Annotated in this window: 15 protein-coding genes; 1 reads left to right on the top strand and 14 read right to left on the bottom strand. The window is 54.4% G+C overall.

The features are described 5' to 3' along the window. Nucleotides 1-239: 239 nt before the first annotated feature. From mukB to cmoM, 4 genes are read right to left on the bottom strand one after another with little or no spacing between them, the layout of a single operon-like run. On the bottom strand, nucleotides 240-4,682 hold the full coding sequence (gene mukB / locus EDC54_RS03720) for a chromosome partition protein MukB (RefSeq protein ID WP_132453313.1): 4,443 nt from the start codon (nucleotides 4,680-4,682) through the stop codon (nucleotides 240-242). 19 nt (nucleotides 4,683-4,701) lie between these two features. Then, on the bottom strand, nucleotides 4,702-5,424 hold the full coding sequence (mukE, locus tag EDC54_RS03715) for a chromosome partition protein MukE (RefSeq protein WP_132453311.1): 723 nt from the start codon (nucleotides 5,422-5,424) through the stop codon (nucleotides 4,702-4,704). Then, a complete protein-coding gene (gene mukF, locus EDC54_RS03710; protein ID WP_132453309.1) occupies nucleotides 5,405-6,730 on the bottom strand; it encodes a chromosome partition protein MukF in 1,326 nt (441 codons plus the stop codon). Before mukF ends, mukE begins: the two co-directional genes overlap by 20 nt. Next, nucleotides 6,727-7,512 carry a tRNA uridine 5-oxyacetic acid(34) methyltransferase CmoM gene (gene cmoM / locus EDC54_RS03705; protein ID WP_132453307.1) on the bottom strand — a complete coding sequence of 262 codons (786 nt, stop codon included), beginning with the start codon at nucleotides 7,510-7,512 and terminating at the stop codon, nucleotides 6,727-6,729. Before cmoM ends, mukF begins: the two co-directional genes overlap by 4 nt. 167 nt (nucleotides 7,513-7,679) lie before the next feature. Here cmoM and elyC point away from each other — a divergent pair, with 167 nt between their 5' ends. Next, nucleotides 7,680-8,519, top strand: a complete 840-nt coding sequence (elyC, locus tag EDC54_RS03700) for an envelope biogenesis factor ElyC (protein WP_132453305.1) — start codon at nucleotides 7,680-7,682, stop codon at nucleotides 8,517-8,519. Here elyC and EDC54_RS03695 read toward each other — a convergent pair. The 10 genes from EDC54_RS03695 to EDC54_RS03650 all read right to left on the bottom strand — a co-directional run bounded on the left by EDC54_RS03695 (nucleotide 8,471) and on the right by EDC54_RS03650 (nucleotide 19,430). Beyond that, complete coding sequence (locus tag EDC54_RS03695; RefSeq protein WP_132453303.1) at nucleotides 8,471-9,364, bottom strand: YcbJ family phosphotransferase; 894 nt, start codon at nucleotides 9,362-9,364, stop codon at nucleotides 8,471-8,473. The two genes, elyC and EDC54_RS03695, sit on opposite strands and share 49 nt — an antisense overlap. 343 nt (nucleotides 9,365-9,707) lie before the next feature. After that, nucleotides 9,708-10,460 carry a 3-deoxy-manno-octulosonate cytidylyltransferase gene (gene kdsB / locus EDC54_RS03690; RefSeq protein ID WP_132453301.1) on the bottom strand — a complete coding sequence of 251 codons (753 nt, stop codon included), beginning with the start codon at nucleotides 10,458-10,460 and terminating at the stop codon, nucleotides 9,708-9,710. Continuing rightward, on the bottom strand, nucleotides 10,457-10,639 hold the full coding sequence (locus EDC54_RS03685) for a Trm112 family protein (RefSeq protein ID WP_132453299.1): 183 nt from the start codon (nucleotides 10,637-10,639) through the stop codon (nucleotides 10,457-10,459). The genes kdsB and EDC54_RS03685 overlap by 4 nt, the downstream gene beginning before the upstream one ends. 227 nt (nucleotides 10,640-10,866) lie before the next feature. Beyond that, the gene (gene lpxK, locus EDC54_RS03680) at nucleotides 10,867-11,862 is read right to left on the bottom strand and encodes a tetraacyldisaccharide 4'-kinase (RefSeq protein WP_132453297.1); all 996 of its coding nucleotides are present in this window, start codon (nucleotides 11,860-11,862) and stop codon (nucleotides 10,867-10,869) included. Next, on the bottom strand, nucleotides 11,859-13,607 hold the full coding sequence (gene msbA / locus EDC54_RS03675) for a lipid A ABC transporter ATP-binding protein/permease MsbA (protein ID WP_132453295.1): 1,749 nt from the start codon (nucleotides 13,605-13,607) through the stop codon (nucleotides 11,859-11,861). The genes lpxK and msbA overlap by 4 nt, the downstream gene beginning before the upstream one ends. A gap of 36 nt (nucleotides 13,608-13,643) precedes the next feature. Continuing rightward, nucleotides 13,644-15,917 carry a ComEC family protein gene (locus EDC54_RS03670; protein ID WP_132453662.1) on the bottom strand — a complete coding sequence of 758 codons (2,274 nt, stop codon included), beginning with the start codon at nucleotides 15,915-15,917 and terminating at the stop codon, nucleotides 13,644-13,646. A 352-nt stretch (nucleotides 15,918-16,269) separates the two neighbouring features. Then, a complete protein-coding gene (gene tmaR / locus EDC54_RS03665; RefSeq protein ID WP_132453293.1) occupies nucleotides 16,270-16,587 on the bottom strand; it encodes a PTS system regulator TmaR in 318 nt (105 codons plus the stop codon). A 131-nt stretch (nucleotides 16,588-16,718) separates the two neighbouring features. Then, nucleotides 16,719-17,477, bottom strand: a complete 759-nt coding sequence (locus EDC54_RS03660; RefSeq protein WP_132453291.1) for an iron ABC transporter ATP-binding protein — start codon at nucleotides 17,475-17,477, stop codon at nucleotides 16,719-16,721. Continuing rightward, nucleotides 17,474-18,481 carry an iron chelate uptake ABC transporter family permease subunit gene (locus EDC54_RS03655; RefSeq protein ID WP_132453290.1) on the bottom strand — a complete coding sequence of 336 codons (1,008 nt, stop codon included), beginning with the start codon at nucleotides 18,479-18,481 and terminating at the stop codon, nucleotides 17,474-17,476. The genes EDC54_RS03660 and EDC54_RS03655 overlap by 4 nt, the downstream gene beginning before the upstream one ends. Next, a complete protein-coding gene (locus EDC54_RS03650) occupies nucleotides 18,468-19,430 on the bottom strand; it encodes an ABC transporter permease (RefSeq protein WP_132453288.1) in 963 nt (320 codons plus the stop codon). The genes EDC54_RS03655 and EDC54_RS03650 overlap by 14 nt, the downstream gene beginning before the upstream one ends. Nucleotides 19,431-19,440: the final 10 nt, after the last annotated feature.

The following is a 19,440-nucleotide window of genomic DNA, read 5'->3' as shown; positions in this document are numbered from 1 at the left end:
AAAAATCATCTTATATATTTATGGCGCCCGTTATGAGGGCCGCTTTTTACAGCACACAACCGGGGATCCCTAACGCCCTGTAATTGTTACATCGTCAGTATATAAAGAGAAAACGATTTTTGCTTCCTCTTCCCGCGATTTATCTTGCGGTTGCGCGCGACGAAGTTTGTGCAAAAGACGAGCGCCGCACCCCAAAAAAAAAAGCCGCTTAAAAGCGGCTTTTGCATGACGACGGTAAATCACTGCGAGAGTTGTTCTTGTGTTTCTGACGCTTCGGCGCCGAAACCACGCAGCCCGACCACATGAACATGTTCATGGTTCTGGTAAACTTTACGCACCAGCTTATAGGTCGTTCCTTTCTCCGGGCTGATATTCTCTGGCGCAGCGATAACCAGTTGCATTTCCAATCGATCGCAAAGCTCAAATAGCGTCGCAATCGATTTGGCATCCAGACGGGCCGCCTCATCCAGGAACAACAAACGACATGGGATAATGTCTTTACCCCGCAGACGTTTAGATTCCTCTTCCCAACTTTGAACCACCATGACCAGAATCGACATACCGGTACCGATCGCCTCCCCGGTTGACAGCGCGCCACTTTCCGCCCGTAGCCAACCATCCGCTCCGCGGTTAACCTCCACTTCCATTTCAAGGTAGTTGCGGTAATCCAGCAGTTCTTCACCGATAGTTTGCGGCGTGCGCTGTCCCATATCAATTTCAGGGTTCAGACGTTGATACAGTTTTGCCAACGCCTCTGAGAAGGTCAGACGGTTACTGTTGAACAGATCCTGATGTATTTCCTGCTGTTCAGACAACACGTTAAGCAGCGTAGTATGCGTTTCACGCACGTTGACGTTAAGCCGAACGCTCTTCACCTGACCAAAAGCCACCGCCTGTAACCCCTGATTCAGCATACGGATCCGGTTCTGCTCACGCTGGATCGTTTTGCGAATGATGTTGGCTACGCTGCGTGAGCTGATTGCCAGCATCTGCTCACGCGCCGTCAGTTCTTCAGTCAAACGATTGAGCTCGATCTCCATCTGTTCAATCGCTTCTACCGGGTCATCGGTACGGATAATATCCTGCCGGATACGCTCACGCAGATGCTGATAAACGGCAATGTAGAACTGGATCTTGCGTTCCGGTCGTTTGGGATCTTCAGAAAGCCGCAGCACATCGCGCAGGTGTTCATTATCCGCAACGGCCAGACGCAGCGCGCCCAGCGCCTTATCCGACATGGAACGCAGCTCGTCGCCATCCATATACGCCAGTTCACGGCGGTGAAGACGACGTTCAACGCCGTTATCTTTCACCAGACGCATGACCGCACACCAGCCCGCTTTCGCCGTTACTACCTGCTCGCGCATCTGGTGATAATCACGTTCCAGCTTGCGTAATTTCTTTTGCAAACTGTCCATTTCCGCTTCACAGAACGTAATCTGTTTTTCCAACTGATTGCGGCGTGAGCGGTTGGCGCTCAATGCGGCATGAAGTTCATCACGGCGCTGACGGGCGCGCGCTTCAGAATCAGCATCGGCACGCACACCGATATCCTGAAGTTCCTGCGTCAGTTCCTTCAACATGTCCTGCTTGGCGTCGTAAGAACTTTTCAGCGATGCCTGAACCTGGCTGTACTGCGTCAACTGAGCCTGATGCTGGCGTAACTGTTCACGTGCGCGTGTTCTCTCCGCTTCCGCCTGTTCCAGACGGTGGCGCAGCTTGTCGTTCAGATCGGCATTTTCGCCTAACATGCCGGCGGAATCCGCGTAGCTGAAGTGAGCGCGACGCTGTACAACTTCCGTTAGCGCGAACGCCTGCTGTTTCGCCTGCCGCTGTGCGTTCTGCGCCTGAGCATAATCTTCCTGCAACTGTTCGTGCTGCTGCGGGTCACTTTGCAAGACCGAAATCAACGGCTCCAGTTTAGTCAGCGCCCCACCGTGTTGATGAATAAAACGCGCGGACTCTTCCGCCTCATCCAATTCGGCGCGGATCTCTTCCACGCGATCCTGCAAGGTGTCGTCGCAAAGCAGGCTAATACGCGGGATCAATTTATTCAGCAGCACGCTGGCCTCTTTCGCCTGCTCGAACTGTTGGCGCTGCTGCTGATTTTCACCATCAAAACTGGCCATCGCGCGATCCAGTTCACCACGACGGGAACTGAGCGTGCGGATCTCCGCCTCAGGATCGCTATCAAAAGCAACGGCCAGATGCGCACCAATGAAACGGCTGAAAGACTGATGCAAACGCTGGGTTTTTTGTACGTCAAAAGAGAGCGTCGCGTACTGTTCCGCCAGCGCTTCGCGCTCATCGCGCAGGCTTTCCAGACGCGCTTCCCGCGCGGCGCGGCCAAATAGCGGCACCTCGGGAAAACGAGAGTAGCGCCACTGGCGTTCCGCTACCTTAACGACCACCGCCCGCTCCAGCTCTTCGACGGCAAAGACGCTGTCATCAAAGGATTGCGGATCGCCTTCGATCAGATACAGATCTTCCGGGCAATCTTCCAGACCGCCCAGCTGTTCCCGCACCAGTGAGAGATCGGCGACCACAATGGCATGACGGGAGGGACCATACAACGCCGAAAAATACGGGGCGTCATCCAGCGTCACGTCATCATAAATTTCAGACAGCAGCACGCCGCCAAAGCGTTCCGCCAGCGCATTAAGACGCGGATCTTCCGAACCGCCCGGCTGACTCAAGCGCTCGATCTGCGCTTCTGCCTGCCGCTTACGCGCAGCGATTTCATCACGTTCAACCGTGGTTTCGCGCTCACGCTCCAGCAGTTGCTGCATGTATTCCGTCACCTGACGGCCATCTTCAAAGGTTTCGCCGCTTTGCTCACTCAACTGCGTCAACATTTCTTGCGCGGCCAACCAGATCGGCGCGCGTGACGTCAGTTGCTGAATGCGCTGCTGCGTTTGCTCCAGCTCCTGTCGCAACGCCATGCGACGTTCGCCCGCTTCCGCCACCAGTGCGGATAGCGATGCGATCCGCTCATCAAGCGCTTGCTGAAGCGACTCCAGCTCCTCCGGCTGATAGTCCTGACCGCTGCGTTTGCAGAAATCCTGCAATAGCCGCTCGGCCTCCTGCTGCTCACGCAGGCGCTGTTCCAACTCCGACAGACGCATGCGCAGCGGCTGCACCCGCTCCGCCTGATAGCGCTGGGAGGAACTGTCACGCAGTAGATCGCGCGCGACCTGCCAGGCTTCGCTGCGGCTAACCGCCCCGGCGATGTTGCTCACGAGCTGGTAGGCTTGCTCAAACTGATCGTGCGCGGCATCCGCTACGCTCAGTTTCTGCTCCAGCATCAGCAGAATCTCCGTGGCTTCCTGCTCTTTCGCCTGAAAGCTGTCCAGCCACTCATCCGCATTATCCGCCGTCAAATCGGGCAATTGGCACAGCGTCCGGGCGCGCTCCAGCGCTTGCTGCGCCTGCTGATACTGAATCGCGCGCGTTTGCTGTACGTCCAACGCCTGCTGATAATCGGCAAGCTGGCTTTTGAGCTCATCCACCTCTAATTCTGCGGCATCGGCGCGTTCTTCGTTTTCCGCTTGCTGTTCCCGCGCCTCTTCCACCACAACGTTCTGTTCTTCGAGGCGATAGCTCAGCTCTTCCAAATCGGCGTTATAACGTTCGATTTTCTCCTGCTGACGCATCGCCGTCTGCACCAGATTCAGGTGGTCGCTGGCGGCCTGATAATCGGTTTCTAAATCCCCTTCCGCTCCGCTTTGCTCCGCCAGTTCGCGCGCCATTTCCACATGGCGATATTGCTCGCTGGACAGCTGCTTACGGCTGGAAAACAGATCGCGACGCAACGCTAACGCCCCATCCAGATGAATGCGGCGTTCATTGGCGTGGCGCATGTAGTCAGCGGCCACGTAGGAGGTTGCTTCAGAAATCAGGTGCTTAAACAAATCGCGGTCGGACTGCGTCACGCGGATCGCTTCCAACGTCATGCGGTTTTCACGCAGCGCCGCTTCCATATCCTGAAACGCTTTACGCACGCCGCTGTTTTCCGGCAGCAGGTAGTCGCGCAGCGATCGGGTAATCGCACTCGAAATGCCGCCGTAGAGCGAAGCTTCAATCAATCGGTAAAATTTGCTGCGATCGGAGGCCGAGCGCAAACGGCGCGGCACCACGCCTAAATCAAACATCAGCGAGTGATAGTCGGTAATGGAGTTAAACTGCTTGAACTGAACGCCTTCCATCTCCTCAACGCGGTCTTTCAACTCTTGCAGCGAGAGCACGCGCGCCTGACGATCGCCGACAACCTGCGTCAGAATCTGCGTGGGCTGTATCGCCGTCGGCAACCCCTGAATCGTGAAAGGTTTGATATCGACCTTACGATCGCGACCAGCCACCTGCTGGAGACGAACGCCAACCAGCACGCGCTGATGGCGCGAGTTCACCACATCCAGCGTGGAGTAGCAGACGCCGGCCCGCAGCTTGCCGTGCAAACCCTTATCGCGTGAACCACTGGTGGCGCCGGCCTCCGTGGTGTTTCTGAAGTGCAGCAGCGTCAGGTCGGGGATCAGTGCCGTAATGAAAGCCGCCATCGTGGTGGATTTCCCCGCGCCATTACCGCCGGACAATGTCGTCACCAGCTCATCCAGATCGAAGGTACGGGCGAAAAAACCATTCCAGTTGACCAGCGTTAATGAGCGAAATTTACCGCGTTCAATCATTCCTGTTCATCCTCAACACTTATTCATCCTCGCCCGTTTCTGGCGCGGCATCGTCGGTGCGATCGTTATCTTCGCTGTCATCTTTCAGCGACAAACTACCTTCAACAGGCATCGCTTCACCATCGCGAATCATGCGTAACTGCGCTTCGCGAGCATCATCGCCGCTGCGTACATCAGCACCGAAACGGAACACCGATTCGGTAATTCTGAATTTGCTGTTGTCACTGCCCATAAAGTAGATCATCCCCAACCGGCGCAGGCGGTTAAGCGAGGTTCTGACTTTTTCCTGCAATTTCTGACGATCCAGATCGGAACCGGTAGAGCGCTGGTTAACCAGCTTCAACAGCTTGCTTTCATCCGCCAGATTCAGCAGCTCTTCGTAAAGCTCCTGCTGGCTAAAAATCCCTTCGTGCGCCAGGCGCTCCGGACTCAGGTAAAGGTAGCAGAGGATTTTCCCCACCATCATATCCAGTTCAGACAACACCGAGCGGGAAATCAGCGTGGTGGAACGCGGACGCAGATAGAAAAACCCTTCCGGCGCGCGAATCAGCTCCACGTTGTAGCGGCTGTAGAATTCTTCCAGCACATCCTGAAAATCCATCAAAAAAACGTGGTTTTCCAGTTCTTCAACGCCAATATGGCGCCCGGCGCGCAATTGGCTGTCCAGCGCAGGGAACAGATTATTTGACAGCGCGGTTGCCAGCTTCACTGGCATAAGTTGTTCAATATTTGTCGATGACATGGGCCTGCACCTTGGCTCCGTAATCATTGATTGCCTGCCACAACGCGGGCAATCCGGTAAAATCGGCTTCGGCAACGCCCAGACGTACCGCCTGGTCGACCACGATTCGTGCAACATCAAAATGCCGCGAGCGCGGATGCTGAGCAAGGTAGGCCCGCATCACTTCACTCAAATCAAGCGGGATCTGCTGCGTTTTGTATTTTTGCAGCGCCTGCTCAACCAACGCGATAAGCTGCTCGCGCATTTCACTAAACTCTTCGTATTCCAGCTCCGGCGGCAATTCACCGGTCACTTCTTCGCTACGCAACGTCAATTCTTCGTCGCGCATATCCAACAGGCGATCCGCATTCGCAAACGTCAATGCCCAGGGGTGTTCGAAATAGCTCTGCACCGACTGACGCAGACGCTGGGCAAAGACGCGGTTTTTATCCATGTCGATCGCGGTACGGATAAACTTATGCACGTGGCGATCGTAACCAATCCACAGATCTATCGTCTGCTGTCCCCAGCTCACAATGCGGTCGAGTTTGTTTTGCAGGTCAAACACCAGCTTGTCGACAACCTCCAGGTTATGCGGATTATTCAGAATCGCATCCTGAATACTCAGCAAGCTTGCCTGCAACTTATCGCCCGCCGCTTCGAGCGTGTCCTGTAATTCACGCAGCGTGGATGAGGTTTCCGTCAGCAGTTGTTCACAGCTGCTAATCGCCGCCCGCCAATCCTGATTCAACAGCGCGGCGATATCATCCTTAACGCCTTGCTGCTGCTCATCCATCACGCGCTGTGACAGATCGATACTGTCAAAAATTTCGGCAACGGAATATTTCAGCGGCGCGAACACATTGCGGTGCCAGTGAAACTCATCGCCGCCTTCTTCCGCCGCGTCGGCTGCACGACGTAGCTCTTGTGCGACGATAGAAAGCTGCATGGAAAGCCGCAGCGTCGAGAACTCACGCTGGCGAATATAGTAGTCGGTAATGCCGATCCCCAGCGGCGTCAGACGATAGATCGCGTTACCTTCCGCGTGTTCGCTGGTAAAACGGTTAATTAACCGCTGACGCACCAGATCGTTGATTGCATTATTGGCGCGGACAGTAATGGTCTCATTCGTCTGATCAAATCCCTGACTCACATGGCGGAAGGCATCGACCAGTTCGCCTTCGCTCATTTCACCGTCCATACGTTCGCCGTTCAGCGTGGCGATCGCCATCAGAAAAGCCAGGCGCTCGGTGGGAAGGGAAATGGAAAAATCATTTTTGCGTGCCCAGGCGACCAGTTCGGGTACAGTCTGGGAAAAATCACTCATAATGCATCCTTCAAATGGGGTTTATGCGCCATGACATGGATATAACGGCCCAAACTGACAAAAGGCTCCTGCCGGCAATGCTGCTGTTCAAGCGCCAGAATGTCGGCAAACCTATCAATTTGCTGCTGCTTATTCTGCAAATAGTCATGAAACACGCGCACGCCGGTTTTGCCGCTGATCGTTAACCCCATCGCTTCAAGCCAACTATAGACCTCTTGCGGATCCAACGGATGATCCGGCGATAGCGAGCGCCGCTTGCGCTTCGGCATACCTGCCTGGACGTAATCAAAGTTGCCCAGCAGGATGTTACGCATCAACAGCCCGTGATAGTTATAGAACATCAGAGACAGCGCGCCTCCCGGCGACAGACAATCATACAATATTTTCAGCACTTGCTGTGGTTGTGCCACCCACTCCAACACCGCATGGAACAATATCAGATCGGCGGGACTTTCCATATATTGTGCAATATCCTGAGCGGAACAGGGGACAAAACGCATATTATCAATGACGCCCTGCGCCATCGCCGCATTTTTCGCGCGCTGAATCATCTCATCGGAGACATCGCACAACAATACCTGATGTCCTAAAGCCGCGAGACGGCATGCCATATGCCCTTCGCCGCCCCCCGCATCGAGGATGCGCAAAGGCCGGGCCGGGAGTTGAGTCAACAGGTCGCTAAGGTCCTGCCACAATACCGCCTGCCGAAGTTTCCCTTTCGTCGTGCCGTAGATATTCTGAGCGAATTTTTCGGCAATATCGTTAAAATTGCGATCCTGCATCAGTCATTGTTCCGCATCATAATAAACGGGTTTGTCTCGTGCTGCGAATGTCCGCGCGATGAGTTTTTCCAGCCTGCCATTTTGGCACAGGCTAGCCTAGAATAAATGGCCTTACCGCATGATATCTTCCCGGATGCGGGTTTTTCACTCAAAAGGAACGCGATTTTATGCTTTTCGCACTCAAAAAGTTCGTTGGCAGCCTGTTGCAGCCGTTGCCATTGCTATTACTTCTGATGGGTGCCGGTCTGTTGTTACTCTGGTTCACCCAGCGGCAACGCGCGGGGAAGACGATAATCGCAGTCAGTTGGCTGTTGCTGATCTTGCTTAGCCTGCAACCCGTTGCCGATCGGCTGCTGCTACCGCTGGAATCACACTATCCGACCTGGCGAAAAACGACACAGACGAACGATATCGACTATATTGTCGTGCTCGGAGGGGGATATACCTATAACGCGGAATGGGCACCCAGTTCTAATCTCATCGGCAACAGCCTGCCACGCGTCACGGAAGGGATTCGCCTCTATCATGCCAACCCGGGGGCAAAACTGATTTTTACCGGCGCGGCGGCACAGGGAAACCCGGTAAGCAATGCGAAAACCGCGGCGCTGGTGGCGGAAAGTCTGGGGATCCCCAATCAGGACATTGTCATTCTGGATACGCCAAGAGATACCGAGGAAGAAGCCGCGGCTACGGCAAAGATTGTCGGCAGGCAGCCTTTTTTGCTCGTGACCTCGGCTAACCATCTCCCCCGCGCCCTACGCTTCTTTCAGGCTCAGGGGTTAATCCCGATCCCCGCACCCGCGAATCAGATGGCAATCACCTCCGCCCTTAACCCGTGGGAAAAAACCTTCCCTTCCGCTTACTATTTATCGCACAGCGAGAGGGTCTGGTATGAAACGCTGGGTCGAATCTGGCAGTCACTGAAAGGGGCTACGCCACCTAGTGCGGCGCCGACAGATCATTCCAGCCAGGGCGACAGCTCGCGGGATGCCACATCGAAGAGCTGACGATCCAGTTGGCCCGTATGGATATAGCGGCTTACCGCTTCCCAAATCACATACAGCCAGCGCCGGTAGACAAAAGATTCAGAAACCGGCGCCTGTTTCAAATAGTGATAGAGCAACTGTTCCGGCATGCCCGATTGACAGAGCCGGAACAGCTCATACTCTCTGGGCGCCCATAACATCATACCCGGATTAATCATCGCCAATAGCTGATCGCTGCGGGCATCTTTCAGCATACTGCGCAGCGACAGGTTACCATGCACCAATACGCAGCTGTCTTCAAAATCTTCAAAAAGCCTGTCCAGACACTGCCGGGAACGATAAAGCACCGTCCGATCCTGCTGCGTGAGTTGAGGCGCGCTGACATTGAGCAACGTCGACCAGAGGACTTCAAGGCGTTGCCGATACCAACTCACCCAATCGTTATCCTGTGTACTGTCGACGGATCCCACACAACCGTGGCTATCAATACGGTGCCAGGCCAGCACGCTTTCAACAATTTGATCCATCAGGAGAACCCAGCGCTGGTGCGTTCTTGGCGGCGCTTCCACCGACACGCCGCGCAGGCGTTCAATCAGCAGTAATTCCCGGTAAGGATGCTGCTGCGTCAATACCAGCCCGTAAACGGTTGGCAAGCGAACATCCCCTTCACGCGCCAGCATGGAGAGCTTGTAAGCTTCCTGTTGCGCCACCCCCTGGCAAACGTAACTTTTAGCCAATAACGGAATCGCGTTGCCTTCTTTATCATATAAGGCATACAGGTCTGCATAGGGCTGTTCGCTTATACGTTCAAGCCGGCTAAGGCTTTCGCCCAACACCGCACTGAGTTCCGTTTTCAACTGTTCCATAAACGACGCTACCTCAGTTGAACCAAATGGTTCCGTGTACCATGATGCGGCGAGCGAGTGACAGATTCATCAACGCAGATCAAACAAGCCGGGATCAATGTCGCAGGACATCCCCATCGTTATCGTTACTCGCCAACACATCCCACATAACGAAGATACGCCTCTGGCATGAATAAAGAAATGGTCGTGTCATTCAAACCGTTTTAAGAGAGGGAGAAGAGAATAGTCACAAAAAAATGAAGGGAACCCACCATCAGGCAAGAAGATATTGAAGGAAGAAACGTATTCTAATCCGAATAAATTCCTTCCTGATAACAGGTGTGCTGAATAAACACTTGCGAACTTACTGACCCGCCATCGCCTGTCGCACACGCGCCAAATCTTCCGGCGTATCAACGCCCACGCTCGGAACCGCTTTAGCCACCGCGACATGGATCTTCTCGCCATACCACAGCACACGCAACTGCTCCAGCAATTCAATTTGCTCCAGTTGGCTGGGCGCCCAGCTGACATAGCGACGCACAAAACCCGCACGGTAAGCATAAATGCCAATGTGGCGCAGAAAATGATCGCCGATGGTCTCCTTCGACCGTGCAAAGCGCTCCCGCTCCCAGGGGATCGTCGCTCGGGAAAAATACAGTGCGTATCCTTCGGCATCCGTCACCACTTTTACCGCGTTCGGATTGAATGCTTCTTCTGGCGTGTCAATCGGCACCGCCAGCGTCGCCATCCCCGCGCTGCTGGCAGCGAGGTTTTCCGCCACCTGATGGATGATGACGGAAGGGATCAGCGGCTCATCCCCCTGAACGTTAACAATCACTTCATCATCGGCAAAACCATATCGCTCAATCACTTCAGCCAGACGTTCCGTACCCGAATTGTGATCGGCTCGCGTCAGGCAAACTTCACCGCCGGCCTGGCGCACCGCCGCCTCGACATCAGGATGATCGGTTGCCACGATGATGCGCTGCGCGCCTGACTCCTGAGCTCTGGCCATCACATGAACGATCATCGGTTTACCGTTGATATCCGCCAGCGGTTTGCCCGGCAAGCGGCTTGACGCAAAACGGGCAGGGATAATCACGTTAAATTTCATTGCGTTATCTCATCAGCGTCGAGTTTTCGCGCTTCGTTCTCCAGCAATACCGGGATGCCATCGCGGACCGGATAAGCCAGTCCATCAGCCTTACAAATCAGTTCCAGTTTCTCTTTATTAAAATACAGCCGGCCATGACAAACAGGACAGGCGACTATCTCAAGTAAACGGTGATCCATGCTTCCTCCATTTGGCCGGCACACGACCGGCTTACTGCTTTTCCACTCTATACCCGTCATCTTCCCGTCTCTGGTACAAATGAGACTTGTCCTCACGATCTAAAGCATCACCTTGTTTCAACCGCTAATGTTTTATCACGCAACGCGACGCTTTCGGGTATGGCAGCGAACGAATAAGGATATCCCCAGATGGGGCCTAAAACCGTGATAGCAGGGAGCGTCATACGCTACTCTTTGCTATTCCGATTCAATACATTTTCCAGCCTGACGAGCAATTGTGTGGCCAGTGGCTCAGATAGCACTGCATCAACCGGTAAATACCACCAGTTATGCCGGGCGAATGCGCGACATTTTACCGCGTCTTTTTCCGTCATCAACAACGGTTGATCCGCATCGCGAGTCAACCGTTCAAGTCGTTCCGGCTGATAGGATTGATGGTCTGCAAACGCGACTTCACGTGAAATACTGACGCCGGCGTCACGCAGCGTAGCAAAAAAACGCGGGGGATGCCCAATCCCCGCCATCGCGACCACATCATGCAACTGGTTCAGCGGGCGGGTTTCGCCAGACAGTAAGTTAACCGCCATTCCTGCCGTTAGCGTCATCCCGATCTCGCCCGCTCGCGGAACGCCACCATTGACAATGACCGCATCCACCGACGCCAGACGGCTTGCCCTTTCCCGCATCGGCCCGGCCGGCAGCCACCACCCGTTGCCAAAACGACGCGCGCCATCAACCACAACCAGCTCAACATCCCGCGCCAGCGCATAGTGCTGCAACCCATCATCGGCAATCACGGCATCCAGCGCGTGCTGTGAAAGCAGAGCCTCAACAGCCTCTCGACGACGAGGCGCGACGGCGACAGGCGCACCGGTACGTTGGAAAATCAGCACCGGCTCATCGCCGGCCTGCGCCGTTGTCACGTTATCCTCCAGCAGCAGCGGATAGCGTTCCGCTTTGCCGCCATAGCCACGCGACACGACACCAACGCGGTAGCCTCTGTGTTGCAGTTGCTCGACAAGCCAGATAACCAGCGGCGTTTTACCATTTCCACCGGCGGTCAAATTGCCGACGACCACGACAGGCACCGGCGCTCGCCAACGTTTCCGCCACCCCAGACGATAACTCTGACGGATAAGAAACGTGATGCATCCGTATAGCAACGACAGCGGCAGTAGCAACCAATAGAGTCGCGAACGTCCAGACCAGATGCGTTCAATCATTCGCCAAACTGCATTTTGTGCAACTGCGCATAGGCGCCGTTTTCGGCCAGCAAGGCTGCATGATTGCCTCGTTCAATGATTCTCCCCTCTTCAACCACCAGAATTTCATCCGCTTTTTCAATGGTGGAAAGGCGATGAGCGATCACCAATGCGGTACGATCTTTTTGCAACGCATCTAACGCAGACTGAATAGCGCGTTCCGACTCGGTATCCAGCGCCGAGGTGGCCTCATCCAGTATCAGGATAGGACAATCGCGTAATAGCGCACGAGCAATGGCAATACGCTGGCGTTGACCACCGGAGAGCATCACGCCATTTTCACCAATGATCGTATCCAGACCATTTTCCATCTTGCTGATAAAATCCATCGCATAGGCCATTGTCGCCGCACGCTCGATTTCCTCGCGGCTGTAGCGGTCGTTACACGCATAGGCAATGTTATTTGCTATCGTATCGTTAAACAGATGGACGCTTTGTGAAACCAGCGCGACCTGATTACGCAAGGAAGGCAGACGGTATTCGCGCAAATCATGCCCATCGAGCAGAATTTCTCCGGACTGAATATCGTAAAAACGGGTGATCAAACTGGCGATCGTCGATTTACCCGAACCGGAGCGCCCCACCAATGCCACCGTTTTCCCCGGCGCTATATGCAGATTGATATTTTTCAGCGCCAGATTTTCTTTCCCCGGATAGGCAAAGTTCACCTGACGAAATTCAAGCTCGCCTTTCGCACGATCGATCGCTAATTTTCCCGTATCGCGTTCCTGTTCCATATCCAGAATAGCAAACAGCGTCTGGCATGCGGCCATGCCGCGTTGGAACTGGGCGTTAACGTTAGTCAGTGATTTTAACGGACGCATCAGGGCAATCATGGAAGAAAACACCACCGTGATCGTCCCGGCGGTCAACGACTCCATCACGCTGGGGAAACTGGCGGCATACAGCACAAACGCCAGGGCCAGCGAAGCAATCAACTGAATGATCGGATCGGAAATGGCGGAGGCGGACACCATTTTCATCCCCTGCTGACGCATCCGGTTGCTGACCTGATCAAAACGTCGGGTCTCAACTTCCTGACCACCAAACATCAGCACTTCTTTATGGCCTTTCAGCATCTGCTCCGTGCTGGTGGTGACATGCCCCATCGTATCCTGCATATTTTTACTGATACTGCGAAAACGCTTAGACACCATGCGCATCGCGATCGACACAATCGGCGCAATCAGAATCAGGATGATGGAAAGCTGCCAGCTATAATAAAACATCAGCACAAACAGGCCGATAATCGACGCCCCTTCCCGAACGACGGTAATCAGCGCGCCGGAGGAAGAGGCCGCAACCTGTTCCGAATCATAGGTAATGCGGGATAACAGCGTCCCGGTTGATTGTTGATCGAAGAAGGACACCGGCATCCCCATGATATGGGAGAAAAGACGGCGGCGCATATTCATGACAACTTTACCTGAAACCCAGGAAACGCAGTAGCTGGAGACAAACCCTGACGCCCCGCGTACCAGCATCAATCCAATGACCGCTATCGGCATCCAGAGCAATACGGAACGTTCGGCTTTGCCAAATCCTTCGTCCAACAGAGGTTTAAGCAGCGAGATCATCAATGTATCACCCGCTGCGTTAATAATGAGTGCGACGGCAGCAACAGCAAGCCCTGCTTTAAAAGGAGAGATCATCGGCCATAGGCGACGAAATGTCTGCCAGGTGGAGAGATCTTTATCATTCAGCATGTAGTAAACCTGAATTGGAAAGAATAGCCGCTCATTTTACTCATTATCCCTCTCTACGCCAAACCACTGATGATACCAACGCGGCGATATGTGCGTTCTGAAAGACAAAACCCGCCATGAATCGCTGAAAAAACGCGCACTTAACTGCCCGGATGATGCGGTATCAAGCCAGGAATAGCCGTAGTGCCGATAGCGCGCGACAACTTTCACCGAAGGCAGCCGCCATGGGTTATAACGCGCCACAGAGGCCAGGATAACCTCAGCATTCACTGCCCGAATGAAAGGCGGTGATGAAGACGTATTGCTGCCGTGGTGAGGGATTTGTAACAAATTGGCACGCAGCGCATGGCGTCCTAACCCGATCAGGTGTTTTTCCGCGTCCGCTTCCAGATCGCCGGTAAGCAAAACGCGATATTTTCCATCGTCAATGCGAATAACGCAGGAGTCGTTATTCTCCGCTCTTACAACGCGGGTCAGCGGCCACAGCACCGTAAAAGTGAGCCCCTGCCAATGCCAGCGTTCTCCCCGCTGGCAGCGATAATGCGCCTTATCGTTAGTCGTGCTGTATATTTCCGCTGCCGGGTAAGCCGCCTGTAATGTCTGTAGGCCGCCTACGTGATCCATATGGCTATGACTGAGGATAATTTTTTCCACACTTAAGCCGCGCCAGCGTAGGTACGGCAAAATCTCCCGCGTCGCCATATCCGCATTTTCCCAGCGATTCCCCGTGTCGTACAGCACCGCTTTTCCATGCCGTTCGATCACGACGGCCAGACCATGGCCGACATCCAACATGTCCACACGCCAGTCGGGTTCATGACTTTTCATGCGAAAAGCCAGCAGGACAAGCACGAAAACGCCAACGCTTAAGGGATGGCTCCGCCACCAGCTAAAGCGCCATATCACGACCGCCCCCCACCCCGCGACGCTCGTGAATAGCCACGAGTCCCCAAGGTCGATCCACCCTTTCTGTAAGGGGGTCAACAGCGCAAACACCCATTGCAATGAGATATCCGCCAGCCACCACAGCATTTCACTCAGCGGTCTGAACGCGATGGTGCTCAATGCCAATAATATGAGCGGCGTCGTCACAAATGATACCAAAGGCACCGCCCAGAGATTGGCTGGCAGCGACACCATGCTGAACCCGTGGAAAATGTGAAGCTGCAAGGGCATCAGTAGCACGGTAATCCCGGTTTGCAGATGGATCCAGCGTAGCCAGAACCAGCGTCGTCGGGTTTGTAGCCGATGGGGAAGCGGCGCCCATTGAAACCAGAAAATCAGTGAAGCGACCGCAAAACAGGAGAGCCAGAAGCTGTCTGATAATGCGCTTAATGGATCGCTGACCAGAATCAGCGCAACACACCATAGCCAGACTTGCCAGGCTGAACAGGTGATGCTCCGCAACCTCAGGCAAATCCAGACGCTCAGCGCGAGCGCCGAGCGCACCGCCGGCGGGTTTCCTCCCGCCAGCCAGACATATCCCCAGGCAACCAGCGCGCTAGTCAGTAGCGGAAAGCGATAGCCGATCCACGAAGTGGGAAAGCAATACTGTAGCGCCCGCGCCATTCCCCAACCCAACAGGCCGGCAAGCGCGATATGCAGACCGGAAATCGCCATCAGGTGCATCGTCCCCGTATTCTTAAGCAAGGCTTTCAGTTCCGGGCTGACTGTTTTCATCTCACCAAACGTCAGTGCTAACAGAATCGAGCGCCAGGGCAGCGAGAGCGTCTGCTGTTCCGCCTGTGCAATCGCACGCTGACGAAAATCACAGCGGCGGTCAACGAGCGTTGCCGAAAGCACTCGCCCCGAAAGCGGCTGGCGTTTGGCAACCGCCCAGCGCTGGCTATCAAAACCGCCTTCATTCAACCGGCTGTGAACGGGGCGAAAGCGTGCGGCTATCGCCCATCGTTGACCGCCGCACCAGTCTTGCATGTCGGCAGATAACCTCAGTTGGGCGTAGAGCGGAGGGAAAACCCGGCGCTGATTCACCTCGTCCAGACGTACCGTTATCTGTGCGTCGTCATGTTCGCTAAAGCGAACGCTGCTAATCGTTACCACGGCATGAACGGCATCTTGCGTGGCGCGTTCAATTTGCAGCAACAGAGTGTGAGCGCAAAAAGATGCCCAGCAACAGCCCAGTGCAGTAATCGTCAGAAATCGAACGCCAGCCCAGCGATAACCGATGAACATGGCAACGAAAGAGCATCCGGTAATCCACCACAGCGCTTCCGGCGCGGGGAGCCGCGCGAAAAAAATTAGTGGCAGAATGCCCAGTGTGCTCGCGCAGGCCAGACGATTGAGCGACATCCTCCATTGCCATGACACTTTCTTCTCCCTTCCCAAGAGGTTCTCGCGGCATGGTGCCGTAAACCCTGATGGCTCAACAGCGCAGAATCGTCAGACAAGGAAACGCCTCGCAATAAAACGCTGTCGTTTCAGCGAGTCATATCCATTATGCGAACGCGATTCCAGTCATCCGTACAGTTTGCAATCGCGACGGGCGGCTGAATCAGAAGGGGAAGAAAAGGAAAAGTAAGCGGCGCGCAGAAGCAAAAAGCAATAAATACGCCGCGTCGGGCTTTCTCTGGACAAAAAGACAAAAAGGATCGCTTGCGCGATCCTTTCCGGTCAAAAAACGGTAAACGTCTTGTGCCTGAGCCTACTTCAACTCACCCATGGCTTTCAATTTCTTCGACAGTTCACGACGCTCCTTGGACAGATCGGCATTTTTGATGATGTAGTCATCAACGCGATCTTCATAATCACTGCGCATATTGGCGATGATATTTTGCACATCCTCAATAGACATACCGGGTTTAAGGTATTCGCTCAGGTTATCCAGCAACAGAACACGTTTCTGGTTATCACGAATTTTCTTTTCATTATCGATGATTTCACGCTGAAGCTTGTTTTTACGACGAAACATGCGCACGAATTCCAGCACATCCTGGAAGCACGGCTTAGTGTCCTTATCCATCTTTTACCCCTACCTCAAGTCATACATAAATGCATTATGTCGTCACCATACAGGTTATACCCGACTACTTTCAAGTCATGCTTCAACCATTGCGTAAACGTGCCGCTAAGCGGATAACCTGTCATCACTTATCAGCGATAATATACTGCGATGCGCTGGTTATGAAGCTGCTCAATCGCCACTTGCGTATCGAAAATATCTTCCAGTATCTCGGAAACCATAATCTCTTCCGGCTTCCCGGTATAGACGATCTGCCCTTTGCGCATCGCGATAATGTAGTCGGAATAGGCGGAGGCAAAGTTGATATCGTGGATTACCAGCACAATGGTTTTGCCTAATTCATCGGCGGCACGACGGATCTGCTTCATCATCGCCACCGCGTGTTTCATATCCAGATTATTCAGCGGCTCATCCAGCAGCACATATTCCGTATCCTGACACAGTACCATTGCCACATAGGCTCGCTGACGCTGGCCGCCGGAAAGTTCATCTAAAAACCGGTCCTTCAGTTCAGTCAGGTTAAGGAAAGCCAGCGCAGCGCCAATGCGTTCACGATCGTCCGCATTCAATCGCCCTTTGGTATAAGGATAGCGACCAAACCCCACCAGCTCCGCCACGGTCAGGCGGCTGGTAAACTGGTTTTCCTGCCGCAGCACGGACAAACACATGGCAAGCTTATCGCTTGGCGTGGTGGTCACATCCATACCGTTGACCTTGACCTGTCCTTGATCCGCTGCCAGCAGGCGGCTGATGATGGACAATAATGTCGATTTGCCTGCGCCATTCGGGCCGATAATCGACGTGACGCCACCGCGAGGCACCGTTGCCGTGACATGATTTAACACCGTCACGTTATGATACGTTTTCGTTACATTGTCGATCTCAATCACACAGAAACCTTTTTCAGTAACAACACAATAAACAGCGAACCGCCCACAAATTCGATCACGACCGACAGCGCCCCGGACATATCAAGCAGGTGCTCAAGCACCAGTTGCCCGCCAACCAGTGAAATCACCCCCAACAGGAAAGCCGCAGGCAACAACAGGCGGTGCTGGCTGGAACCGATCACCAGATAGGCAAGGTTGGCGACCATAAAACCTAAAAAGGTGAGCGGGCCAACCAGCGCCGTCGAAATGGCCACCAGCACGGAAACCAACAGCAAAATGACCGTCACGCTGCGCGTGTAGTCGATACCCAGATTAATTGCGTGATTGCGCCCCAGCGCCAGCACATCAAACCGAAAACGCATCCGCCAGATCACCACGGCCACCACCAGCGTAATCCCCACTGACAGCGCGACCAGTTCGGGAACGCTGCGGGTAAAGGTCGCAAACATTCGACCTTGCACGATGGCAAATTCGCTGGGGGTCAGCAGACGCTGCATCAGACCCGCCATACTGCGAAACAGCGTGCCGCAGATAATGCCGACCAGCAAGACCAGATGCAGGTTATTGCGGCTGCCGGTAAACAGCCAGCGATACAGCAGCGCGGAGAACAGGATCAGCATCAGCGTCTCAAGCAGAAACTTCCCCTCAATGCCGAGGCCGGGAATGCCACCGATGCCGAAAACAAACACCAGCGACGTCTGAATCAGGATAAACAGAGCCTCAAACCCCATAATCGACGGCGTCAACACGCGGTTGTTCGTCACCGTCTGGAACAGCACGGTCGAGGCGCTGGCGGCAAACGCCACCAGCAGCATCGTCGTGAGCATCAGCCCACGGTGCGTCAGGATATAACTGAGGTTGCTGCCGAGATTCAAAGTCATAAACAGCACCATAACCGCGACAGCCACGGCAGCTAGCCATCGTAGCCGTTTGACAGGCGATGGGCCGGCGCGTTTTTCGCTGACGACGCCGATCAGCACCGAATTACGTTCATTGACTGACATGACGTTTCTGACTTAACAATAGAAGAAGGAACACGACGGCACCGATGACGCCAAGGATCACGCTCACCGGGATCTCAAACGGGTAGCGAATCACGCGGCTGATGATGTCGCAGCACAGTACCAACCCGCCGCCAAACAGGCAGACCCAGGGCATCGTTTTACGCACGTTGTCACCCAGCATCATGCTGATCAGGTTCGGCACGATCAGCCCGATAAAAGGCAGGCTACCAACCACCACCACGACCACGCCGCTGACGATCGCAATAATGGTCAACCCCATCATCATCACCTGACGGTAGTTCAGGCCGACATTGACGGAGAATTCACGCCCCATTCCCGCCACCGTAAAACGGTCAGCAACCCAGCAGGCGATCAGCGTCAACACGCCAACCAGCCAGAGCAGTTCGTAACGCCCCTGCAAAACACCGGAGAAATCCCCTGATTCCCAACTGCCCAGCGCCTGCAACAGATCAAAATACATTGCGCCGAAGGTGGTGATTGCGCTGATCACCGCCCCCAGCATAATGCCGACCAGCGGTACCACCAGCGCGGATTTCAGCACTACGCGGCGTAACAGCAGCATGAACAGAAAGGTCCCGCCCAAGGCGAACAGGCTCGCCACCACCATTTTGGTGAAAACCGTCGCGCCGGGTACGGCGATCATCACCACCAGCAAGCCTAAGCTGGCCGACTGCGTGGTGCCCGCCAAGGAGGGTTCGACAAAACGGTTTTGCGTCAACAACTGCATAATGAGACCGGCAACGCTCATGGCGCTGCCCGCCAGCAACAGCGCCAGTGTACGCGGGACGCGGCTGATAAAGAAAATATCGCGCATTTCCGGGTCGTTCCAGACCGCCTGTAAACTCAACGGCCCCGCCCCGACAAACAGGCTGACAACGACCATACCGAGCAGAAACAGAAGGCCCAGCGAAGAGTAAAAAGACTTCATTGATTGCGCC

It is taken from the genome of Samsonia erythrinae (genome assembly GCF_004342665.1).
Classification (GTDB): Bacteria; Pseudomonadota; Gammaproteobacteria; order Enterobacterales; family Enterobacteriaceae; genus Samsonia; species Samsonia erythrinae.
The sequence above is the reverse complement of the archived record's forward strand: the minus strand, read 5'-3'. Positions and strand labels throughout refer to the sequence as shown.